The organism is Cryobacterium melibiosiphilum, assembly GCF_003602235.1.
GTDB lineage: Bacteria > Actinomycetota > Actinomycetes > Actinomycetales > Microbacteriaceae > Cryobacterium > Cryobacterium melibiosiphilum.
The window spans coordinates 1-21,143 of the sequence record NZ_QZVS01000080.1; the positions used below are offsets into that span (position 1 = coordinate 1).

A 21,143-nucleotide genomic window follows, 5' to 3' on the forward strand; every position below is an offset into this window, starting at 1 on the left:
CGGCGACCCGCAGGGCAGCCGGCAGCCGCGCACCCCGGCCGACGGCCAGCCCGGAGCCCGCGCGCCGAGCGGCGACCCCGACCCGCCTCGGCCGCCGCCGAACCCGTGGCAAAACGGCTCCCGAACTTCACGAACCAATTCCGCATCGACCATCGACGTGATGGCCTAGAGAAAGAACCGATATGACCATCGACGCAGTGTCCGCGGCGAGCAACGCGAGCTCTTATGTCGCCCCGGCGACCCGCACACCCAGCCAGGCCATGGACTCCGAGGTCTTCATGTCGCTGCTCGTGACCCAGCTGCAGAACCAGGACCCGAGCTCTCCCATGGACACCAACGAGATGATCGCGCAGACCACCCAGCTCGCGATGATGGAGAAACTCACCGAAATGGCCACGGCCAGCGAAGAGGGCTTCTCCCTGCAGATGCGCACCTCGGCGGCGGCGATGGTCGGCCAGACCGTCACCTACACGACGTCCGACGGCACCGAGATCACCGGCACCGCGACATCCGTCTCGTTCGCCGATGCGGTGCCGACCGTCACCGTGAACGGCGAGCCCGTCGCGCTCGACGTGATCAGCGGTGTCGTGACGCCGGCTGTCACCGCCGCGACCACGGCGTAACTCCACCTCCACCAACTCTTCTCTTTTACTCATTCTTCACTCTTGAAAGGCAGCATCCGATGCTTCGTTCCCTGTACTCCGGCATCTCCGGACTCCGCTCGCACCAGGCCATGCTCGACGTGACCGGCAACAACATCGCCAACGTCAACACCACGGCGTTCAAGGCATCCGCTGCCCAGTTCCAGGACACCCTCTCGCAGATGACCAGCGCCGGCTCCGCCCCGCAGGACCTCGTCGGTGGCACCAACTCCGCCCAGGTCGGCCTCGGCGTGCAGGTCGCCGGCATCAGCACCAACTTCGCCCAGGGCTCGACCCAGGCGACCGGCAAGGCCACCGACCTGATGATCTCGGGCGACGGCTTCTTCGTCACCCAGCTCGGCGGCGAGACCCTCTACACCCGCGCCGGATCATTCGACTTCGACGCGAACGGCAACCTCGTTGCTCCCGATGGCGCGCTGGTGCAGGGCTACATGGCCGACGGTGCCGGCAACATCGCGACCGGGGGAGCGACGAGCACCATCAGCCTGCCCGTCGCGGCCCTGGCCCCCGCGGCGGCCACCACCGTCGCCGCCTTCACCGGCAACCTGCCGACGGATGCCGAGAGCCCGGTCGTTCGCGACATGGACGTCTTCGACACCGCCGGCGTGCGCAGCACCATCTCGGTGAGCTTCACCAGCAGCGGCGACGGAGTCTGGACCGCCACGTCGGATGGCGCCACCTCGGATGCGGTGTTGACGGCCGACGGCAGCGGCGGGTTCGACATCGTGGGCAACCTGGAGGTTGACGGCATCGCCGTGAGCCTCGACACGCTGGAAAGCTTCGCCGGCGAGAACACGATGACCAGCAGCGGTGTCAACGGCAACGCCGCCGGCACCCTCGAGTCGTACACCCTCGGCTCCGATGGCACCCTGACCGGCATCTTCAGTAACGGTGACCAGCTCGCGCTCGGCCGCATCGCGTTGGCGAACTTCGTGAACCCGGGCGGTCTCGAGAAGACTGGCGGCTCGTCGTACCGCGAGACCACCAACTCCGGCGGCGCCACCCTCGGCACTGCGGGTGTGGGCGGACTCGGCTCGCTTGTAGCCGGCTCCCTCGAGATGTCGAACGTCGACCTCTCGCAGGAGTTCACGAACCTCATCGTGGCCCAGCGCGGGTTCCAGGCCAACGCTCGCATCATCACCACGAGCGACGAGCTGTTGCAGGAGATCACGAGCCTGAAGCGCTAGCTCCGCGCTCCCTTCGCGTGGGCTGACGCGCTCTAGCTAACCCCGTCAACTATCGGCCGTCGTGATCGCCTTACATGGGCGTCACGACGGCCGACAGTACGGGATGACGACTTTTCTAAAGCGTTCGAGAGTCAGCCGCCAGGGCAGCCGGAAAGGGAAATCATGATCATTGTCACGCGGCTGAACAATGTGCAGTTCGCGATCAACCCCGACCTGATCGAACGCATCCACGCCAACCCCGATACGACCCTGATCATGGTGGACGGCGCCAACTTCATCGTCACCGAGACGATGGCCGAGGTCATCGAGCGCATCGCGACCTATCGGGCGCACGTGATCGCCCTGGCCTATGACTCCCAGGGTGAAGAAATTCCCCGGGGCCCCAGGAAGCTCTAGTGGATCCGGCAACCCTGATCGGCCTGCTGGTCGCCTTCGGTGCTCTCATCGCGATGATCACCCTTGAGGGCTCTTCGGTGACGTCAATTCTGTTGCCGGCTCCGATGATCCTCGTTTTCGGTGCGACGATCGCCGTGGGTATCGCCGGCGGCACCCTGCAGGACTTCTTCACCGCCGTGAAGGCCCTTCCCGGCGCGTTTCGCGGCAAGACCACGCCGCCGCACCGGGTCATCGACCAGGTCGTGTCGCTCGCCGAAAAGGCCCGCAGCTCGGGCCTTCTGGCACTCGAACAGGAGGCCGACAAGGTCGACGACCCGTTTCTGCGGGGCGCCCTGCGCAACATCGCCGACGGAACCGACGGTGACGAGCTGCGCATCCTGCTCGAAGACGAAATCGCGACGAAGGCGAAGGGCGACCGCACCGCCTCCAAGTTCTTCATGGCGCTCGGCGGGTACGCCCCGACCGTCGGAATCGTGGGAACGGTGGTGTCACTGACCCACGTGCTCGAAAACCTCTCCACCCCCGACGAGCTCGGCCCGATGATCGCGACGGCGTTCGTCGCCACGCTCTGGGGTCTGCTGTCGGCCAACTTCATCTGGCTGCCCATCGGCTCACGCCTGAAGCGGCTGACGGAGATCGAGGTCGACCGCATGACCCTGCTCATGGAGGGCGCCCTGGCAGTGCAGGCCGGAAGCCAGCCGCGTCTGCTCGGCGAACGCCTGCGGGCCATGGTCGCTGAGGGCGGCACGGCGCCCAAGGGTAGCGGCAAGGGTGGCGGCAAGGGACCAAGCAAGGGCGATAAGGCCGACAAGGCCGCCGCGAAAGCAGCAGCGAAGGCCGCCGCGAAAGACGCGGCGGACCTGACCGACGCCGCATGAGCGTGCCGCGCGGGCGCCGCCGACCGCACGCCGACCCCGACCATGAAGAAGACGGCCCGGACGAGCGCTGGATGGCCTCCTACATGGACATGGTCACCGTGTTGATGTGCATGTTCATCGTGCTGTTCGCCATGTCGACCGTCGACCAGGACAAGTTCGAGCAGCTCGCGAACTCGCTCGCGACCGGTTTCGGCGCGGTCAACGTGGGAGCCATCGACACCGCCGAAGGGGTCGTCGTTCCTGATGAGCTGGTCGACACCTCCAACGAGGGCTTCACGGATGCCGAGCTCGCCGCCCTCGAAGTGCAGGACTTCACCGAACTCAAAAAAGACATTCTCGCGAATCTCGAAGCGGTCGGGCTTGCCGACACCGCGCAGTTCGTTGTCAACGAGCGCGGGCTGACCGTCGGCCTGATCGGGTCGGAAACGTTTTTCATGCCCGACAGCGCCGACCTCAGTGAAGTTGCGACGACCGTCATCGACGCGATGGCACCGTCACTGGTCGCGGCCGGCCTCGAGATCTCCGTCGAGGGCCATGCCGACCGCCACGGCCAGTCGGTGAACTACGACACCGACTGGGAACTCTCCGCCGGGCGCGCGGCCCGGGTGCTGCGCCGCCTCGTAGAACAGGGTGGCGTACCGCAGGAGACCATCCTGGCGGTGGGGTTCGGTTCGGCCCGGCCGATCACCACGGGGGACACTCTCGTCGACCAGGCGCAAAACCGGCGGGTTGACGTCGTCGTGCTCTCAAACCAGTCCGACGCGGTGCGGGAGCTGATTCCGGAGATCGTGGGTTAGGCGAGATTCTTCAACATCCCCTGCCCGCTGTGCTTACATCAGCGATGGGCCGGCCGATAGTGGCAACCGTGACGGTCCAGGAACAGGTGAACATCGGTGCGCCCGCAAAGGCGGCGAAAACGATTGAGTTGTACGACTTTCGTCGTCCGACCACCCTGGCGCGCGAGCACGCCCGCGTTCTGGAACTCGCTTTTGAAACCTTCGCCCGGCAGTGGGGAACACAGCTGACCGCGCGCGTGCGCGTTCTCTGCACCGTCACCTGCGAAACCGTGCTCATGCACACCTACGACGAGTACGCCACGTCCCTGCCCAATACGACCGCGATGGTGCTGTTCGGGATCGAGGGCATCGACGCCCGCGGCGTGATCCAGTTTCCGACGGCGGCGGCGCTGTCCTGGGTGGCCCATATGCTCGGCGGCAACGGACCCATGGCGCCCACCCCCGAACGCAAGTTCACCCAGATCGAGCAGGCGCTCGTGCGCCAGCTCATGGCAGAGGGGCTCGAAGACCTGCGCTACTCGCTGAGCGATCTGCTCGTTGACGAACTGCACGTCGACGCGATTCAGTACAACTCCCAGTTCGCCCAAGCGGCCGCGACCGGTGACCTCATGATCGTCGCCGTGTTTTCCATTCGGGTCGCTGAGATGACCGTGCGCGCCACCGTCGCCATCCCGGCCGCGGCACTGATGCCGCAGCTCGGTGATGCCAACCCGACGACGAGCATCACCAATGCTCGCGAACTCATCCAGGAGCAGATCGCGGCGGTGCCCGTCGACGTCGCGCTGCAGCTCACGCCGGCGCCGGTGCTGCCGAGCCGAATCCTGGCGCTGACGGTCGGAGACATCATCACCATCCCGCATCCGCAGTACCGACCGCTCGACCTCACGGTCGACGGCCGGGTGCTGGCCCGGGCGGCCGTGGGCGCCAACGGCGCGCGCCTGGCCTGCATCGTCATCGACACCGAATAGCCAGTCGATGACCCCCACACCCTCATCAGCTCCACCCGCACCCGCAGTAGCAACACTGGAGAAAACGCCATGAACACCGCCGCCAACACCACCGCAACCGCGCTTCCCGCTGCCGCAGTCAACGGTCTGATTCTCGTGCTGCCGGCCGCGACGGCCCTGCAGGCGACGCCGCACGTCGGCGCGGTGCTGAGCACGCAGGTCGGCTCCGCAGCCGTCGCGTCGTTCGTCGGTGTGACCAGCGCCGATATCTCCGTCGTGCTCGCCGACCCCAGCTCGACCGACGTCGCCGCCGGCGCGGCCAGCTCCCTCGTCTCCAGTCACGACGTGCTGCGCCCCGCCCTGCAGGCCGCCGCCGCGGTGCTCGGCGTCGGCGTGCTCGGCGATACCCGCGTCGAAGACGCCTCCGCCCTCTTCGCGTCCGACGAGACCGTGGTCTTCGACCTGATCGGCAACGGCGCGGTCATCGGCTGGTTCGCCATTCGACTGCGCAAGAACGGCATCGTCGCGGGCTTCAACCTCACCACCCCCGACACCGTGGTCGGCAAGCTCGGCCGCATCCGCAACGTCGAAATGGCCCTCACCGTCGAGATCGGCCGCACCCGCATGTCCGTGCGCGACGTGCTCAGCCTCGAGCCCGGCGCCGTCATCGAACTCGACCGCTCCGCCGGAGCGCCCGCCGATATCCTGCTCAACGGCCGCCTCATCGCCCACGGTGAGATCGTGGTCGTCGACCAGGACTACGCCGTGCGCATCACCCAGATTCTCGATGTCGCCGAGGGCCTGGCGTAACCTTGGACACCCTCATCGTGGCGCTCCGCGTCATCCTCTCGCTCGGAGTGGTGCTCGTGCTGCTCTGGTACCTGCAGAAACGCCTGAGCAAAGCCGCCCGCGGCAACCAGGTGGTCAACCTGGTGACCGTGGTGGGCCGTCAGGTGGTCGGGGCGAAGTCATCCGTCGTCGTCGTCGACGTCGACGGCCAGCGCCTCGTTCTCGGAGTCACCGAACAGTCCGTGAGCCTGCTGCACGGCGGCGCGACGCCGATCGCAACCGAGGGCGGCACCGGACAGGCCGAATTCGCGCGCCTGCTCGCCGCGGCGACGGATGGTGAACCCGGCACCCAGCCGGCCCTCGCCACCGCGGGCCCGGCGTCCCCGGCCCCGGGGCCGGATGCCGCGCGTTTCGTTGGTTCGATCCTCTCCCCGAGCACGTGGCAGCAGGCCGCCGCCGCACTGCGGCAGCGACGGTGAACACCGCCCTCGGCTCGCCCCGCACCCGCCGCACCCTGCAGTTCTCCGGGGCCCCCACCCCGGCCGGCGACCGCCTCACCCGCGCCGCCCGCCTCACCGTGCAGCTCGGCCTGTTGCTCGTGATCGTGCTCGCCGTCTTCTGGGTCACGACCCCGTCGGCCGACGCCCTCGCGAACGTTCCGATGCAGCCGATCGACGAGACCGACCCGAGCGAGGGCGGCGGCGGCGATGTCAGCATCGACATCAACGGCCCGAACGGCGCTCCGTCGTCGGCGATCGTCACCCTCGTCGGCATCACGCTGCTCTCGGTGGCGCCGGCTCTGCTGCTCATGATGACGAGTTTCACGAAGATCTTCGTGGTACTCGCGATGACCCGCAACGCCCTCGCGCTGCCGTCGATCCCGCCGAACCAGGTGCTCGCCGGCCTCGCCCTGTTCCTGTCGCTGTTCATCATGGCGCCGGTGCTGACCGACATCAACACCCTCGCCGTGGAGCCCTACCTCGACGGCAACCTGACCTTCACCGACGCCCTCGCGGCGGCCGGCGAACCGTTGCGGGTATTCATGCTCGCCAACACCCGCGAGGAAGACCTCGCCCTCATGACCCGAGCCGCGGACATGGAGAACCCCGACAGCCCCGACGACGTCACGCTGCTGACCCTCATTCCGGCGTTCATGATCAGTGAACTGCGCGCGGCGTTCATCATCGGCTTCGTCATCTTCATCCCGTTCCTGGTCATCGACATCGTGGTCTCGGCCGCGCTGATGTCCATGGGCATGATGATGCTGCCGCCCGTCATGATCTCGCTGCCGTTCAAAATCCTGCTCTTTGTGCTCGTCGACGGCTGGGGCCTGATCATCACGAGCCTCATCGGCAGTTACCAGGTCGGCTGATGGACTCCAACGCCGTTCTCGACATCGGCCTGCAGGGCCTGATCCTCGCCGCCAAGCTCTCCGCGCCCGTGCTCATCACCGCCCTCGTGGTCGGTTTCGCCATCTCGCTGCTGCAGTCGATCACCCAGATCCAGGAGGTGACGCTGTCGTTCGTGCCGAAGGCGATCGCCGTCGCCATCGCGCTGATCGTCTGCGGGCACTGGATGATCGCCGAATCGGTCGCCTTCACCCATGCCATGTTCGACAAGATCCCCTCGCTGCTCGGCGGTGGCTGATGGAGTTCAGCCTGAACCTCGCCTGGATCGAAGCGACCATGCTCGCCGGGGTGCGCATGATCGCCTTCATCGTCATCGCGCCGCCGTTCTCCTACAACGCGTTCCCGCTGCGCATCAAGGGCATGCTCGCCCTCGGCCTGGCCCTTGCCGTGTCACCGCGCGCCACCGACGGCTACGTCTCCTCGACCACCGCGGAATTCTTGGGCGCGCTCGTGCTCGAAATCCTGGTCGGCGGCATCCTCGGATTTCTGGTCTTCGTTGTGTTCGCGGCCGTGCAGTCCGCCGGTGGCCTGATCGACATGTTCAGCGGGTTCTCGATGGCGCAGGGCTTCGACCCGCAGTCGATGGTCAACGGCGCCCAGTTCACCCGGCTGTTCCAGATGACCGCCATCGCGCTGCTCTTCGCCTCGGGCGGCTACCAGCTGATCATCGGCGGCCTCATCCGCACGTTCACGGCGATCCCGCTCGGCGGCGGACTCGAACTCGCCGCCCCGATCCAGGCCATCACGGCGGCGACGACGCAGATGTTCCTCGCCGCGGTGCAGATCGCCGGCCCGCTGCTCGTCGTGCTTTTTCTGGCGGATGCCGGTCTCGGCCTGCTCACCCGGGTCGCCCCTGCGCTCAACGCGTTCGCCCTCGGTTTTCCGCTGAAGATCCTGATCACCCTGATCCTCGCCTCGACCGTCTTCATCGCCCTGCCGCGTATCGTCTCGACGCTCAGTGGCCAGGCCGCCGACGCACTGATGGGGGTGAAGTAGATGTCTGAACCCGACTCCGGTGAACGTACCGAGATGGCCACCCAAAAACGCATGAAAGAGGTGCGGGCCAAGGGGCAGCTCTCCAAATCCCAGGACATCACCGCGTGGCTCGGCGTGGGAGCGGCGGGCGTCATGCTCGCCGGTGCCATCGCGGCCGGCACCATCGCCGGCACCGCGCAGCTGTTCGGCATCGAGACCATCGCCGCGAACCCCGACCCCGAAGTCGCCCTCGAGATGCTCGTCGAGGGACTCGCGTCGCTGTCCGACACGATTTCACCGCTTCTCGCCGTGGTCGTCGTGGTCGTGCTGGGGGGAGCGGCGCTGCAGGGCGGCATCCACTTCAAGAAGTTCGAGGGTAAGTACGAGCAGTTCAACCTCGTCAACGGCATGAAACGGGTCTTCGGCACCCAGGCCCTCTGGGAGGGCGTGAAATCCCTCGCGAAGACCGCGGTCGTCGGGCTCGTACTGGTCACCGTGATTCAGGGCCTGATGCCCGTGCTGATGACCGCCGGCGGGCTGCCCATCTCGGCGCTGCTCGATGGCGCGGCGGGCGGTGCCGGCGCGCTGCTGCAGTCGGCGGTCGTCGCCGGGCTCCTCCTCGCCGCGGCCGACGTGTTCGTGGTCATGAAACGCAACCGCAAGAAGACCCGCATGACCAAGAAGGAGGTGCGCGACGAGAACAAGGCCTCCGAGGGAGACCCGCAGATCAAGTCGCAGCGCCGCTCCCGGCAGCTGGCGATGAGCCGCAACCGCATGATCTCCTCGGTTGCCGATGCGGATGTCGTCATGGTCAACCCGACGCACGTCGCCGTTGCCCTGGTGTACGAACCGGGAAAGTCGGCACCCCGGGTGGTAGCGAAGGGCACCGGACACGTGGCCACTCGCATCCGCGAGCAGGCCGCCATCGACAATGTGCCGATCGTCGCGGATATCCCGCTGGCCAGGGCCCTGTTTGCGGCGTGTGAGATCGGCCAGGAGATTCCGACCGACCTGTACAACGCGGTGGCCCGGGTGCTCGCCTTCGTCATGGCGCTGAAGGCCCGCGGCTCGCAGTCCGGCGGCAGCACGGCCGGCGTGCACACCATGACCAGTTCGTCCACCAGCACCTCGAGGGGGTTCTAAGTGAAAAACCGCAATCTTGCCATGCTCGCCGTTCCCGTCGGCGTCGTCGGCATTATCCTGCTGCTGGTCGTGCCGATTCCGGCGGCGCTGCTCGACGTGCTCATCATCGTCAACATCATGCTCGGGCTCGTCACGCTGCTCACGACGATGTTCGTGAAGAAGCCGCTGGACTTCTCCGTCTTCCCCTCGCTGTTGCTCGTGGCGACGCTGTTCCGGCTCGGCCTGAACGTGGCGTCGACGCGGCTGGTGCTCGGCGACGGCTATGCCGGCCAGGTGATCGAGGCCTTCGGCCACGTCGCCGTCGGCGGATCGATGATTATCGGCGCGGTCATCTTTCTGATCCTCGTCGTCATCCAGTTCGTCGTGGTCACCAAAGGTGCCGAGCGCGTCGCCGAGGTCGGCGCCCGCTTCACCCTCGACGCCATGCCCGGCAAGCAGATGGCCATCGACGCCGACCTCAACGCGGGCCTGATCACCGACGCCCAGGCCAAGGACCGCCGCGCCGAGGTGAGCGCCGAAGCCGACTTCTACGGCGCCATGGACGGCGCGTCGAAGTTCGTCAAGGGTGATGCGATCGCCGGCCTGATCATCATCATCATCAACATCGTCGGCGGCATCGCGATCGGCATGCTGCAGCGCGGCCTCGAGATCGGCGAGGCCCTCGACACCTACGCGCTGCTGACCATCGGCGACGGCCTGGTCACGCAGATTCCCGCGCTGCTGATGGCGGTCTCCACCGGCATGATCGTGACCCGGTCGAACGCCGAAAGCGACATCGGCACGACGGCCTCGGCTCAGCTCACCCAGAGCCGCAACGCCCTGCTCATCACCGGTGCCGCCGCCATCCTGATGGCCCTGATTCCCGGTATGCCGATCATCCCGTTCATCATCGTGGGTTTCGGCCTGATCTTCATCTCGCAGCGCATCAAGACGACCGAGGCGACGAAGAAGGCCGCGACGGATGCCGCCGCCGCGGCCGAACAGGTCGCCCCGAAAACCGACAGCTCCGAAGACCTGATCGAGCAGATGAGGGTGCACGCCCTCGAGATCCAGCTCGCCCCCGACCTCGTCGACATCGTCTCGGGCGCCAGTGACGACCTGCTCGCCCGGGTGCGGGGCCTCCGTCGCAAGATTGCGATGGACCTCGGAGTCGTTGTTCCGCCGGTGCGCACGCGGGACAGCATCGACCTGCCCAGCTCGACCTACGTCATCCGTATCGCCGGCGTGGAAGCCGGGCGCGGAATCGCGCCAGCCGGCAAGGTGCTCGCCCTCGGCGACGCCCTCGACGGCCTGCCCGGCACGGTCACGGTGGAACCCGTCTTCGGCCTGGCCGGCAAATGGGTGCCGAGCGAGATGCGCTACAGCGCCGAAATGACCGGCGCCACCGTCATCGACCGGGTCTCGGTGCTCGTCACGCACCTGTCGTCGATCATCACCTCGAACGCGGCCCGTCTGCTGACCCGCGAAGACGTGCGCATCTTGACGGATGGCGTGCGCCAGGTCAATCCGTCGGCCGTCGACGATCTGATCCCCGGCATGCTCTCGCTCGCGGAGGTGCAGCGGGTGCTTCAGGGCCTGCTGATCGAGCAGATCCCGATCAACGACCTGCCGCGCATCTATGAGGCACTGTCGTTGCGCGCCAAGGTGTCGACCGACCCGGAGGGCCTGATCGAGGCCGCCCGGCACGCGCTCGGCCCGGCGCTGACCGCGCAGTACCTCGACGGCACCGTGCTGCGGGTCATCATGATCGAGCCGCTGCTCGAACAGTCGATGCTTGAGGGCATGCGGCCGTCGGAGCAGGGCACCCAGATTCTGATGGACCCGGCGAAGATCGAGGCCGTGCTGGCGTCGGTGCGCAGCTCGGTCGCGGCCGTCGAAGCCACCGGCCTGAGCGCCGTGCTGGTCTGCGCTCCGGCGCTGCGGCCGGCGATCCGGCGGCTCGTGTCGACGCAGTCCGACGGACTGCCGGTGTTGTCGTATCAGGAGGTCACGGCATCGAACGTGACCATCGAGACCGTGGGGGTGGTCCGTGGAGCCGAGACGATTTCAGCTTAGAGGCGCGACGCTGGCTGAACTGAAGGAACGCATCCGTCTGGATCACGGTGAGGATGCCCTGATCGTGTCGGCCGAGAAGGTCACGGTCGGCGGCATCAAAGGGTTCTTCGCCCGCCAGCACTACGAGGTGACCGTGGAGGTGCCGCCGCGCCGCCGGGCCGCGCATGCCCTCGACCTGCCGGCCCGGCTCGGCATCGCCGCGCTGCTCGACGACGCCGACGAACAGGAGTCGCAGCTGCGGCCGCGCGCCGCGGCCGTGCCGCCCGCACTGCCGGTGTCGACGGAGTCCGACGGTTTTGCCGCGCTGATGGACGAACTGACCTTCGCGACGGCCCGTGCGGAGCCGCCGGTGGGCCCGCCCGCGGGGGCTGAACGGCCTACCGGACGATCGGGCGCCCCGTCGAGCGCGCCGCGCGCACCCATGCCGCCGCCCCTTCCGGTGCCGGTGCCGCGACGCGCGGCCGAGGATGCCGCGGCCATCGCGGCCGCGCACGTCTCGCCCCGGCGCACCGCGCGCTCGGATGCCGAGCGCCGGGACGACCTCGCGGACCTGCTCGACGATCTCGGCGCCGCCGACGGCGCCGAGGCCGAGGGGCAGATCACCCCACGCCGAGCGACGGATGCCGGCCAGGATNGCGCCGGGACGACCTCGCGGACCTGCTCGACGATCTCGGCGCCGCCGACGGCGCCGAGGCCGAGGGGCAGATCACCCCACGCCGAGCGACGGATGCCGGCCAGGATCGTGCTCGTGCAGGCAGTACTGTCGCGGGCGGTTCTGGCGCGCCCGGTACTGTGGCGCTGTCGGCCCCGGTCGAGACGCCCGCTGCGCTCGGCGGGATGGCCGCCCTCCTCGCTGCCGCGGACCGAGCAGAAGCCGAGACGCTCTCAACGGGCCTCATGGCGGCAGCGGTTCCGGCGTCAGGAACACCCCGTCCAGCACCTCCATCGGCGGCGGAGCGCGCCGCGGCGCTCCTGGACACCGGCCCGCAGTGGGTTCCCCGCTCGGCGGCGACGGCGATTTCGGCCGTGTCCGCGAGTCGTACGGGCCTGAGCGGCGCCGGAGTGTCCGACCCGTCGGAACCGTCCGACCTGTCCGAATTGTCCGGGAGACGCGAGGGCTCCGAGAAATCCGCACGTGCAGGGTTTGCCGCGTCGGCCGCGGGCGTGGTGGCTCCGATCGTGCCGCGCGTGCTCACCGGTCGCGGGGATCTAGTGCTGCTCGTCGGGCTCACCGATCGCACCCTCGAGGTTGCCCGGGCCATGATCGTGCGCGCCAACGGCGGTGAGCTGCGCGTGGGCGGGCTGCTCACGGCGCCCGGAGTCGACCGTGTTGACGACCGCCGGTCTGCAGGAGCCGCCCGGGCGGCCGGGGTCGAGCGGCAGCATCCGGTCTTCGTCGCCTTCGGCCTGGGGAACAGCCGCGTCGACGTCAGCACCGACTTCGCGCAGCGTGCGGCATCGCTGGCCGTGCTGCGTGCGGACCAGGTCTGGGTGGTCGCGGATGCCGCCCTCAAGGCCGCCGACACCGACCGCTGGGTGCAGGTGGTGGCGGCCGCGGTGCCCGTCGACGGTGCCATCGGCATCGGCCGGGAATCCACGTCGACCCCGGAAACCCTCGCAAGCCTCGGGTTGCCGGTGCTGTGGCACGCGACGGTGGAACCCGCCCCGCCCACCACCCGGCGGGCGGCACGGGGAATGGCCGGCAATGGGTCGCGATAAGCTGGTCAGATGCTGGTTCTGACACGCAAACCGGGGGAGAAGATCCTCATCGGCGACGACATCGTCATCACCGTGCTCGACGCGCGCGGAGACAGCGTGCGCATCGGTATCGACGCCCCACGCGGCGTGAAGATCCAGCGCGACGAGGTGCTGCGCGCTGTCACCGAGGCCAACCTCGCGGCGACCCTCGCCGACGCCGACGCCGAGGCCCGCATCAAGGCGAGCCTGGGCCTGGCCCTCGGCGGCCTGCAGCTGGGGGTTCCCGCCGCTGCGCCCGAAGCACCCGCGCCGACGACATCCCCGCGGCCGCACCCACCCACACCGGCCGACTAACCGGCCCGCGAGGGCGCGCGCCGTGGCCGCGCCCAAAACGGGTCGCTGCTACCGTAACGGCCGTAGTGCTCACCCGCATCGGGCGCGGTCATCGGCCTGGCCCGCGTGCTACGCGCCCACGCGGTCCAGCCGCGCCACGCCGATCTTCGAGTCCGCCATGCCGTAGAACACGAAGAGCTGCCCCTCGATCTCCTCGATCGCGGTCGGGAAAACCACGTTCGGCACGATGCCGTCGGTCTCGTCCTTGGTCTCCGCCTTCAACAGCGGAACGCTGGTGCGACGGATGACCCGGCTCGGGTCGTCCGCGTCGAGAATCATCGCGCCGGCGGCATAGTTCACTTTCTGTTGCTGGCTGAAGGCGCCGTCGATGACACCGGTCACGCCGTGGTGCATCAGCAGCCAGCCCTCGGGCACGCGAATCGGAGCCGGTCCGCCGCCGATCTTGAGCTGCTCGAACGGATACTCCGAGCCGGCCAGAAACCGGTGGCCCTCCCAGAGGGCGAGACGGCCGATGTCGGTCACCGCGCCATCCGTCATCACCGCGTCGACCGGGATATAGCTGATCCAGATGCTCTGCCGGGTGTCGGTGATGCCGGCCGGAACCCGCACGCCCTCGCCGGGCTTGACTTCGCCGAGGTCCCACATGGGCCGGTGCAGCACCGCGAAGCTCCACACCCCGTTCGGTGCGGTCACCGGCTCGGGGAAGAACACGGTGTCCTTGTTGTGGAACAGGTTGAGGTCCATGTCGAGGGCCTCGTCGTAGGTGAAGAGGGCCGGGCCGAGGCGGCGCCACGCGCGCAGGTCATCGCTGACCGCGACGGCGGTGCGCGGGCCGAGCGGGCCGTAGGCGACGTAGGTCATCACGTGCAGCCCCAGCAGCGGCACCCAGGTCACCCGAGGGTCTTCGACGCCGGCGTTGTTCGCGCCGCGCTCCCAGCCCTGGTCGGGTGCGAGCACCACACCTTCACGCTCGACGCCGGTCGGGACGCCGTCGGTGATGATCACCCGGGCCAGGCCCACCCGCGACACGTTTCCTGTCGCGACGAGTCGCGGCAGCAGGTACAGGGTGCCGTCGGGGGTGTGGCCGCTGCCGGGGTTGAGCACGCCCTCGGCCTCGTAGGCGTTGCCCTCCTCGGGCGTCATGACGACGCCCATGCGGGTCAGGGTATAGGGAAAGGCGACGGCGACTGCGGTGGTGGTGCTCATGGTCTAACCTTTCACGCCGGAACCGATATTGGTCGCGACGAAGTGTTTTTGGAACAGGATGAAGAGCAGCACGGCGGGGCCGGCCAGCACACACGCGCCGGCGAGAACGGCCCCGAACGGGTTCGCAGCGGATGCGGCCACGGTGCTGATGTAGTTCGCCAGCGATACGGCGAGGGGCTGCATCGATGCCTCCTTGGTGATCAGGAACGGCCACAGGAACTCGTTCCACGGGCCGATGAAGGTCAGCAGGATCACGGTCAGCAGGGCTGGCCGCACGAGCGGCAGCGCGATTTTCCAGAGCAGCACGAGCTCCCCGGCCCCGTCGATGCGGGCGGCGTCGAAGAGTTCTCGCGGAACCTGCAGAAAATACTGCCGAAAGATGATGACCGCGGTCGAGTTGATCGCGAACGGCAAGATCATGCCCAGGTAGTTGTCGGCGAGTCCGTAATCCCGGGCGATCAGCACGTAGAGCGGAATCATCAGCAGCTGAAACGGCACCACCTGCACCAGCAGGGCGAGGGCGAACGTGACCCCGCGGCCCCGCCACTGCAGTTGCGCGAGCGCGTAGCCCACGAGCACCCCGAACACCACGGTGCCGATGATGACGCCGCCGGTGAAGATGCCCGAGTTGATGAGCCCCTGCACGAGGTCTACCCGGCTGTTGATGGCCGTGTAGTTGTCGAGCGTGAGGTTCGCCGGGTTCGGGAATGCGCCGGCCACGGTCGGGTCGGGCGACTTCTGCAGCGAGCCGATGATCATGTAGTAGAACGGGAACAGAAAAACCAGCGCCCCGAGAAAGAGCACGATTCCGCGCAGAATGTGCTGGCCCCGGTCAAGCTGTCCGCCCTCGATCTTGCTCGTGGACTTACGAGGACTCATGATTCGTCACCTCCGGCGACCTGCCGCTGAATGAACGCGATGATGAGCACGCCGATGACCAGCAGCACGCCGATCGCCGCGGCCACATCGGGGGAGCCCTGCTCGATGCCGCGCTGGTACATCAGCAGCACCGGCGAGGTGGAGGCGCCGTTCGGGCCGCCGCCACCGGTGAGCAGGTACGGTTCCGTGAACAGGTTCGCACCCGTCACGGTCGACAGCAGCAGCACGAGCACGGTGGCCGGGCGCACGCCGGGGATCGTGACGGAGAAAAAGCTCTGCACCTTGCCCGCGCCATCCGTCGCCGCCGCCTCGTAAAGCTCCTGCGACACGTTCTGCAGCGCGGCGAGGTAGAGCAGGATGAAGAATCCGAGCTGCTTCCAGGTCACGAACAGCGCGATCGTGGGCATCGCCCACTGCGAGTTGATCAGCCAGCTCGGTTCGGGGGCGAGCGGGCCCAGAATCTGGTTCACCAGGCCCGCGCCGCTGAACAAAAACAGCCAGACGCCGACCACCGCGACGGATGCCGTGATGTACGGCACAAAATAGCCCACCCTCAGAAACGTGCGAAAACGCACGGCCTTGTTCAGGGCCGAGGCCAGCACGAGCGACAGCACCACGGTCAGCGGCACGTTGATGATCAGAAAGATGCCCACGTTACCGAACGAGCGGATGACGTCGGGGTCCCCGAGCACCTCACGAAAGTTGTCGAATCCCACGAAGGGGCGGTCGACCTGCGCGCCGGGCGCGGCGAAGAAGTACTCGTGGAACGACATCCACACCGCAAACACGAGCGGCCAGGCGAAGACCGCGAGCACGAAGATCAGGTAGGGGGCGCTCAGCAGCAACCCGATGGGGTTCTTGCCGAGAGCGCGGCGCCGGCGGTCACCCTTCTGGTGACCGCCGCGCGCGCCGGCCGGGGCAGAACCCGCGGCCGGCGGAGCTTTGGTGACGAGTGACATGGCTGCTACTCGTCGGCGACCAGGGCGTCGATTTCGGCGGCCGCATCGTCGAGGGAGGTCTGGATGTCGCCCTCGCCGAAGATGACCGACTTCGAGTACGCGTCACGGAAGGCCTGCCAGACGGCGACCGAGTTGGCGACGTTGGGCACCTCGACGGTGCGAGCGGCCTGGTCACCGAACTGCTCGTAGGCCGGGTTGGCCGCGAAGTACTCCGGGTAGACGGTCGTCAGGTCGTCCCGCAGCGGCATCTGGCCGGTCAGCTCGAGCAGCTGACCATCCTGCTCCTCGCTCGTCGCGAATTTCAGCACGTCCCAGGCGGTGCCCTGGTTCTCGCAGGCCGAGAATAGGCCCACGTTCTTGGCGTCGCTGAAGGTGTAGGTCTCGGCGGCCGGGGTGCCCTCGCTCGTCGGCACCGGCACGGCGCCCCAGTTCACGGCGTCCTGGTAGACCGAGACGGCCCACGGGCCGACGATCGACATGGCCGCTTCGCCGTCGGCGAAGGAGTCGCCCTGGTAGGTCTCCTTGCCCGAGAGGCCTTCGTCGTAGAGGGTGGCCCAGAACTCGGCGACCGCGAGGCCGTCCTCATCGTTGAAGGTGGCTTCGCCGTCTTCGACCAGCTGGTCGCCGCCGGTCTCGGCCGCGTACAGCGGCGAGAAGTCGAACCAGCTCTGGAAGAACTCACTCGTCGGGGCCGGCAGAATGGCGTTCGGCGCCACGCCGCTCGCCACGAGGGTGCGGGCGGTCGCCAGGAACTCGTCGTAGGTGGCGAGCGACGGGTTCTCGGCGTCGAGGCCGGCCGCCGTGAACATGTCCTTGTTGTAGAAGATCATGACGGGGTTGGACTTCCACGGCATCTGGAAGTACTCGCCATCGGCGTTCTGGTACTGCTCGGCCGCGTCGCCGGTGCGATCCTCGATGTACTGCTCGCCGCCCTCGAAGCTCGACAGGTCGACGAGACCGCCCTGCTTTTCGAACTGCGGCACCGCGACGGGCGCGGTGTTGAAGATCAGGCAGGGCGCGTTGCCGGCGGTGATCGCCGCGCCGATGACCTCTTCGCTGCTCGACCCGGCGGGGATCTCCTGCGAGGTGATCTGCTCGTCGGGATTCTCGGCGTTCCAGGCCTCGAACATCTGGGTGCCCCAGGCGATCTCGGTCTCGTTGTTGGACAGCCAAATGGTAATGTCGCCGCGGGAATCGGCGCCCCCGCCGCCACCTCCGCTGCTGCAGGCGCCGAGCGCGAGAACGACGGCGGCCGACGCTGCGGTGGCCGCCAGGGCGCGCCTGATTGTTGGTGTGGTGTACATCATTGTCTCCAGGTTTCACTTGCTGGTCGTGCGTGGGGAATCGCAGCAGCTCTGCTGCGGGGTAGGTTCTGGGCCGCTACCGGCTGGGTTCCGATCCGGCGACGGATGCCGCGCCGCTGGCTGACCTGACGGGCGCGCCGGCCGAGCCGCGCACCGTGAGCCGGGCGGCGGGCAGGTCGAGGTCCGGCGCTGAGCCGTGCTCCATCAGGGCGAGCAGGGTGCGGGCGGCGGCCTGCCCCCATTGGGCCGGAGTCGTTCTGACCGTGGTGAGCGGCGGATAGACGTAGCGGGCGAAGTTGATGTCGTCGAAACCGGTGATCGAGAGGTCCCCGGGAATCGTCAGGCCGAGTTCGTGGGCGACGCCGAGTCCGGCGATCGCCATCGGGTCGTTCGCGAAGACGATTGCGGACGGCGGTTCGTCCTGGGAGAGTAAGCGGCGGGTTGCCGCGGCGCCCGCGCCGATGGAGAAGTCGGTCTCGATCGTCTGGCATTCGGCCAGGCCGGCCGCGCGAACTGCGTCGTCGAACGCTATCCGTCGCCGGCTGCCGTGCAGCATGCTCGCGCTGCCGGCGACGTGCGCGATGCGGCGGTGGCCGAGGCCGGCCAGGTACTGTACCGATTCTGTGATGCCGAGGGTGTCGTCGATCGAGACGGCGGGGAACGGGCTGCGGCCGGAGGGATTCTGCTCGGTCGGGGAGAGCCCTTCGGGGCGGCCCAGGGTGACGGCGGGCAGGCCGAGTTCCATCAGCAGCGGAATGCGCGGGTCGTTGTGGCGCAGGTCACTCAGGAAGACTCCGTCGACGCGCCCGTCGGCCACGAGGGAACGGTAGGTGCGCAGTTCGGCCTCCTCGTCGGGTACGACGCTCAGCACGAGGGCACGGCCCTCGGGGGCGAGCACGCTCTCGACGCCGGCGATGAAGGACGGAAAGAATGGGTCGGCACCGAGCATCTCGGGGGTGCGGCCCACCACCAGGCCGAGTGCGAACGAGCGCTTGGTTGACAGCGAGCGGGCGCGCAGCGAGGGAGTCCAGCCGAGTTCGCGGGCGGCGGCGAGGATGCGTTCGCGGCTTTCGGGGGAGACCCCCGGGCGATCGTTGAGGGCGAAGGAGACCAAGCCCTTGCTGACCCCGGCTCGTTTGGCGACGTCCATGATGGTGACGGGCTTGCCGGGTGCGGCTTTCACGGCTGCGGGTTTCAGACTCACCGGGCTCCTCGTCGAAAAGATGACCTGTTCAGTTGCACAATCGCAAGCCTGAACCGGTTTAGAGCTCTCACGCTATACCGGTTTAGGCGGCCGAGTCAAGACACGAATGATCACGACTGGGTCTTGAATTCAGGCCAACGCGCGCCTAGATTTGACGCGAAAGGGACCGGTGTGGCGCCAATCGCACCTGCTGGTGCGTGGTCTGTCATGAGTGGTCTCCGGCCTCGGCGCCCGGCGGGTGTGTGTCTCCCGGCAGGTATGCGGCGCCCGGCGGGTGTGTGTCTCCCGGCAGGTGTGCCGTGATCGACGTCAACGTCGTCGGTTCCGGACCCAACGGACTCGCCGCCGCGGTCGTGCTGGCCCGCGCCGGACTGACCGTGCAGCTCACGGAGCGCGCGACAACCGCCGGCGGCGGCCTGCGCACCGCCGAGGTAACCCTTCCCGGGTACCGGCACGACCTCTGCTCGGCCGTGCACCCGGCCGCGCTGGCGTCCCCGTTCTTCCGCGCCTTCGAGCTGACCCGCCGGGTGCGGTTCGTCGCCCCCGAAATCTCCTACGCGCATCCGCTCGATGAAGGCGTGGCCGCGCTGGCCTACCGCAGCGTGGACCGTACCGCCGACGCTCTCGGCATCGACGGTCGGGCCTGGGAGCGCCTGTTCCAGCCGCTCCTCAACCGCATCGAGGGCGTCGTCGCCTTCACCGCCAATCAGATGCTGCGCTGGCCCGACGATACCCGGGCCGCCATCGCCTACGCCGTGCGGGTGCTCGAGCAAGGGACCCCCCTGGGCTGGCCGCGTTTTCGCGGTCGCGTCGCGCCGGCCCTGCTCGCCGGCGTCGGCGGTCACGCGGCCGCCCGGCAACCGTCGCTCTCGGCGGCCGGCACCGGCCTGCTGCTCGCCGCTCACGCGCACGCCGGCGGCTGGGGGTATCCGATCGGCGGTTCGCAGGCGATCGCGGATGCCCTCACCGACGACTTCCTCGCCCACGGCGGCCGGCTGCAGCTCGACCGCGAGATTCGTCGCCCCGCCGACCTCGAATCCTCGCGCGTCACGCTGCTCGACACCTCGGCGCGGTTTCTCGCGTCGTTCGCCGGCGACGCGTTGCCGGAGCGGTATCGCCGGGCGCTGCTGCGCTACCGGTACGGAACCGGCGTCTTCAAGGTCGACTTCGCGCTCTCCGGCCCGGTGCCGTGGGCGAATCCCGAGGTGCTGCACGCCCCCACCGTGCACCTCGGCGGCAGTCGTGACGAGATCGTCGCGGCCGCGGATGCCGTCTCCCGCGGCCGGGTGGCGCAGCATCCGTTCGTGCTCGCCACCCAGCCGAGCGTGCTCGACCTGTCGCGGGCGCCGGTGGGCAGCCAGGTGCTCTGGGCCTACACGCACGTGCCGCGCAATTCGGATGTGAATATGACCGAGCCGATCATCAGGCAGATCGAGCGTTTCGCGCCCGGTTTCCGTGACCGTATCCTCGGTACCGCCACCATGAGCGCGAGCCAGCTGACGGAGCACGACCCCAACTACGTCGGCGGGGACATTCTCGGCGGCGAGCTCACCCTGCGGCAGCTCATCAAGCGTCCGGTCGTCGGGCGCACCCCGTGGAAAACCCCGGTTCCCGGCCTCTACCTGTGTTCCTCGGCCACCCCGCCGGGCCCCGCCGTGCACGGCATGAACGGCTTTCACGCCGCCGTGCTGGCCCTGCGCACCGAGTTCGGGGTGCGGGAGGTACCGTCACTTGCGCTCTGACGGCCTGCCTGCCTGCCTGCCTGACCCATCACCCACCGCTCATGCGCCCAAAAACTGCTCGTGCGGCTGGCCTGCCACGCGCACGAGCAGTTTTCAGGCGCAGGAACGCCCAAGCGTGCAGGTTTCGGTCGCACCTGCAGCTTTCGGGCGCGCGTCTCTGTGCCCGGGCGGTAACGCCGGCCTAGTGCCCGCGCAGTTCCTCGATCTCGCGGCGCTCCCGCTTGGTGGGGCGGCCGGCCCCACGGTCCCGAGTTGGAACGAGCGCGACCTCTTCGCGCGGCGGCGGGGGCGGCGTGTTGTCCACGTAACACTCCGCGGCGACACTCGCTCCGACCCGCTTCACGACCAGGCGCGACACCACGAGAACCTTGTCGAAGCCGTCGCTGCGCACGCGCACCTCGTCGCCGATATGCAGGGCCTGCGCGGCCTTGGCCTTGTCCCCGTTGACCTTCACGTGTCCCGCGCGGCAGGCCGCAGTGGCGAGCGACCGGGTGCGAAAGAGCCGGATCGCCCAGGTGTAGCTGTCCACCCGTGCACTCGTCAGATCCGCCATACGTCC

22 protein-coding genes are annotated in these 21,143 nt (G+C 68.2%); 16 read left to right on the forward strand and 6 right to left on the reverse strand.

The window, feature by feature from the left end; all coding sequences use genetic code 11:
- Nucleotides 1-182 precede the first annotated feature (182 nt).
- The 15 genes from D6T64_RS09130 (at nucleotide 183) to csrA (ending at nucleotide 13,290) form a co-directional block, all read left to right on the forward strand.
- Nucleotides 183-623 carry a flagellar hook assembly protein FlgD gene (locus tag D6T64_RS09130; RefSeq protein ID WP_119974417.1) on the forward strand — a complete coding sequence of 147 codons (441 nt, stop codon included), beginning with the start codon at nucleotides 183-185 and terminating at the stop codon, nucleotides 621-623.
- 59 nt (nucleotides 624-682) lie between these two features.
- Nucleotides 683-1,849 (forward strand): flagellar hook protein FlgE, encoded by a 1,167-nt coding sequence (locus D6T64_RS09135; RefSeq protein WP_119974418.1) that lies wholly within the window; start codon nucleotides 683-685, stop codon nucleotides 1,847-1,849.
- 162 nt (nucleotides 1,850-2,011) lie between these two features.
- Nucleotides 2,012-2,245 (forward strand): flagellar FlbD family protein, encoded by a 234-nt coding sequence (locus tag D6T64_RS09140; RefSeq protein ID WP_119974419.1) that lies wholly within the window; start codon nucleotides 2,012-2,014, stop codon nucleotides 2,243-2,245.
- A complete protein-coding gene (locus tag D6T64_RS09145; RefSeq protein ID WP_119974420.1) occupies nucleotides 2,245-3,123 on the forward strand; it encodes a motility protein A in 879 nt (292 codons plus the stop codon). Before D6T64_RS09140 ends, D6T64_RS09145 begins: the two co-directional genes overlap by 1 nt.
- On the forward strand, nucleotides 3,120-3,920 hold the full coding sequence (locus D6T64_RS09150; protein ID WP_199719125.1) for an OmpA/MotB family protein: 801 nt from the start codon (nucleotides 3,120-3,122) through the stop codon (nucleotides 3,918-3,920). Before D6T64_RS09145 ends, D6T64_RS09150 begins: the two co-directional genes overlap by 4 nt.
- A gap of 68 nt (nucleotides 3,921-3,988) precedes the next feature.
- Complete coding sequence (locus tag D6T64_RS09155) at nucleotides 3,989-4,888, forward strand: flagellar motor switch protein FliM (protein ID WP_233550977.1); 900 nt, start codon at nucleotides 3,989-3,991, stop codon at nucleotides 4,886-4,888.
- A gap of 69 nt (nucleotides 4,889-4,957) precedes the next feature.
- Nucleotides 4,958-5,677 carry a flagellar motor switch protein FliN gene (gene fliN / locus D6T64_RS09160; protein ID WP_119974422.1) on the forward strand — a complete coding sequence of 240 codons (720 nt, stop codon included), beginning with the start codon at nucleotides 4,958-4,960 and terminating at the stop codon, nucleotides 5,675-5,677.
- A 2-nt stretch (nucleotides 5,678-5,679) separates the two neighbouring features.
- Nucleotides 5,680-6,135 (forward strand): flagellar biosynthetic protein FliO, encoded by a 456-nt coding sequence (locus D6T64_RS09165; protein ID WP_119974423.1) that lies wholly within the window; start codon nucleotides 5,680-5,682, stop codon nucleotides 6,133-6,135.
- A complete protein-coding gene (gene fliP, locus D6T64_RS09170; protein ID WP_377011417.1) occupies nucleotides 6,132-7,028 on the forward strand; it encodes a flagellar type III secretion system pore protein FliP in 897 nt (298 codons plus the stop codon). Before D6T64_RS09165 ends, fliP begins: the two co-directional genes overlap by 4 nt.
- Nucleotides 7,028-7,303, forward strand: coding sequence for a flagellar biosynthesis protein FliQ (gene fliQ / locus D6T64_RS09175; RefSeq protein WP_119974424.1), 276 nt, complete (start codon nucleotides 7,028-7,030; stop codon nucleotides 7,301-7,303). Before fliP ends, fliQ begins: the two co-directional genes overlap by 1 nt.
- Nucleotides 7,303-8,061, forward strand: a complete 759-nt coding sequence (locus D6T64_RS09180; protein WP_119974425.1) for a flagellar biosynthetic protein FliR — start codon at nucleotides 7,303-7,305, stop codon at nucleotides 8,059-8,061. Before fliQ ends, D6T64_RS09180 begins: the two co-directional genes overlap by 1 nt.
- On the forward strand, nucleotides 8,062-9,183 hold the full coding sequence (locus D6T64_RS09185) for an EscU/YscU/HrcU family type III secretion system export apparatus switch protein (RefSeq protein WP_119974426.1): 1,122 nt from the start codon (nucleotides 8,062-8,064) through the stop codon (nucleotides 9,181-9,183).
- 21 nt (nucleotides 9,184-9,204) lie between these two features.
- Nucleotides 9,205-11,238 carry a flagellar biosynthesis protein FlhA gene (locus D6T64_RS09190; RefSeq protein WP_199719126.1) on the forward strand — a complete coding sequence of 678 codons (2,034 nt, stop codon included), beginning with the start codon at nucleotides 9,205-9,207 and terminating at the stop codon, nucleotides 11,236-11,238.
- 1,026 nt (nucleotides 11,239-12,264) lie between these two features.
- Nucleotides 12,265-12,957 (forward strand): hypothetical protein, encoded by a 693-nt coding sequence (locus D6T64_RS09200; protein WP_119974429.1) that lies wholly within the window; start codon nucleotides 12,265-12,267, stop codon nucleotides 12,955-12,957.
- Nucleotides 12,958-12,966: 9 nt separating this feature from the next.
- Entirely contained in the window at nucleotides 12,967-13,290 is a 324-nt protein-coding gene (gene csrA, locus D6T64_RS09205; protein ID WP_119974430.1) for a carbon storage regulator CsrA, read from the forward strand.
- Between the two features lie 108 nt (nucleotides 13,291-13,398).
- Here the strand turns inward: csrA and D6T64_RS09210 are convergent, their stop codons facing one another.
- The 5 genes from D6T64_RS09210 to D6T64_RS09230 form a co-directional block, all read right to left on the reverse strand.
- Nucleotides 13,399-14,496, reverse strand: coding sequence for a glycoside hydrolase family 130 protein (locus D6T64_RS09210; RefSeq protein ID WP_119974431.1), 1,098 nt, complete (start codon nucleotides 14,494-14,496; stop codon nucleotides 13,399-13,401).
- Nucleotides 14,497-14,499: 3 nt separating this feature from the next.
- A complete protein-coding gene (locus D6T64_RS09215; protein ID WP_119974432.1) occupies nucleotides 14,500-15,375 on the reverse strand; it encodes a carbohydrate ABC transporter permease in 876 nt (291 codons plus the stop codon).
- Nucleotides 15,372-16,334: a carbohydrate ABC transporter permease gene (locus D6T64_RS09220; protein WP_119974433.1), complete on the reverse strand. Its 963-nt coding sequence runs from the start codon at nucleotides 16,332-16,334 to the stop codon at nucleotides 15,372-15,374. Before D6T64_RS09220 ends, D6T64_RS09215 begins: the two co-directional genes overlap by 4 nt.
- 5 nt (nucleotides 16,335-16,339) lie before the next feature.
- On the reverse strand, nucleotides 16,340-17,638 hold the full coding sequence (locus D6T64_RS09225; RefSeq protein ID WP_377011473.1) for an ABC transporter substrate-binding protein: 1,299 nt from the start codon (nucleotides 17,636-17,638) through the stop codon (nucleotides 16,340-16,342).
- Between the two features lie 76 nt (nucleotides 17,639-17,714).
- The gene (locus D6T64_RS09230) at nucleotides 17,715-18,842 is read right to left on the reverse strand and encodes a LacI family DNA-binding transcriptional regulator (protein ID WP_233550979.1); all 1,128 of its coding nucleotides are present in this window, start codon (nucleotides 18,840-18,842) and stop codon (nucleotides 17,715-17,717) included.
- Between the two features lie 299 nt (nucleotides 18,843-19,141).
- Here D6T64_RS09230 and D6T64_RS09235 point away from each other — a divergent pair, with 299 nt between their 5' ends.
- Nucleotides 19,142-20,584 (forward strand): phytoene desaturase family protein, encoded by a 1,443-nt coding sequence (locus D6T64_RS09235; protein ID WP_119974434.1) that lies wholly within the window; start codon nucleotides 19,142-19,144, stop codon nucleotides 20,582-20,584.
- 181 nt (nucleotides 20,585-20,765) lie between these two features.
- Here the strand turns inward: D6T64_RS09235 and D6T64_RS09240 are convergent, their stop codons facing one another.
- On the reverse strand, nucleotides 20,766-21,137 hold the full coding sequence (locus tag D6T64_RS09240) for an RNA-binding S4 domain-containing protein (protein WP_119974435.1): 372 nt from the start codon (nucleotides 21,135-21,137) through the stop codon (nucleotides 20,766-20,768).
- Nucleotides 21,138-21,143: the final 6 nt, after the last annotated feature.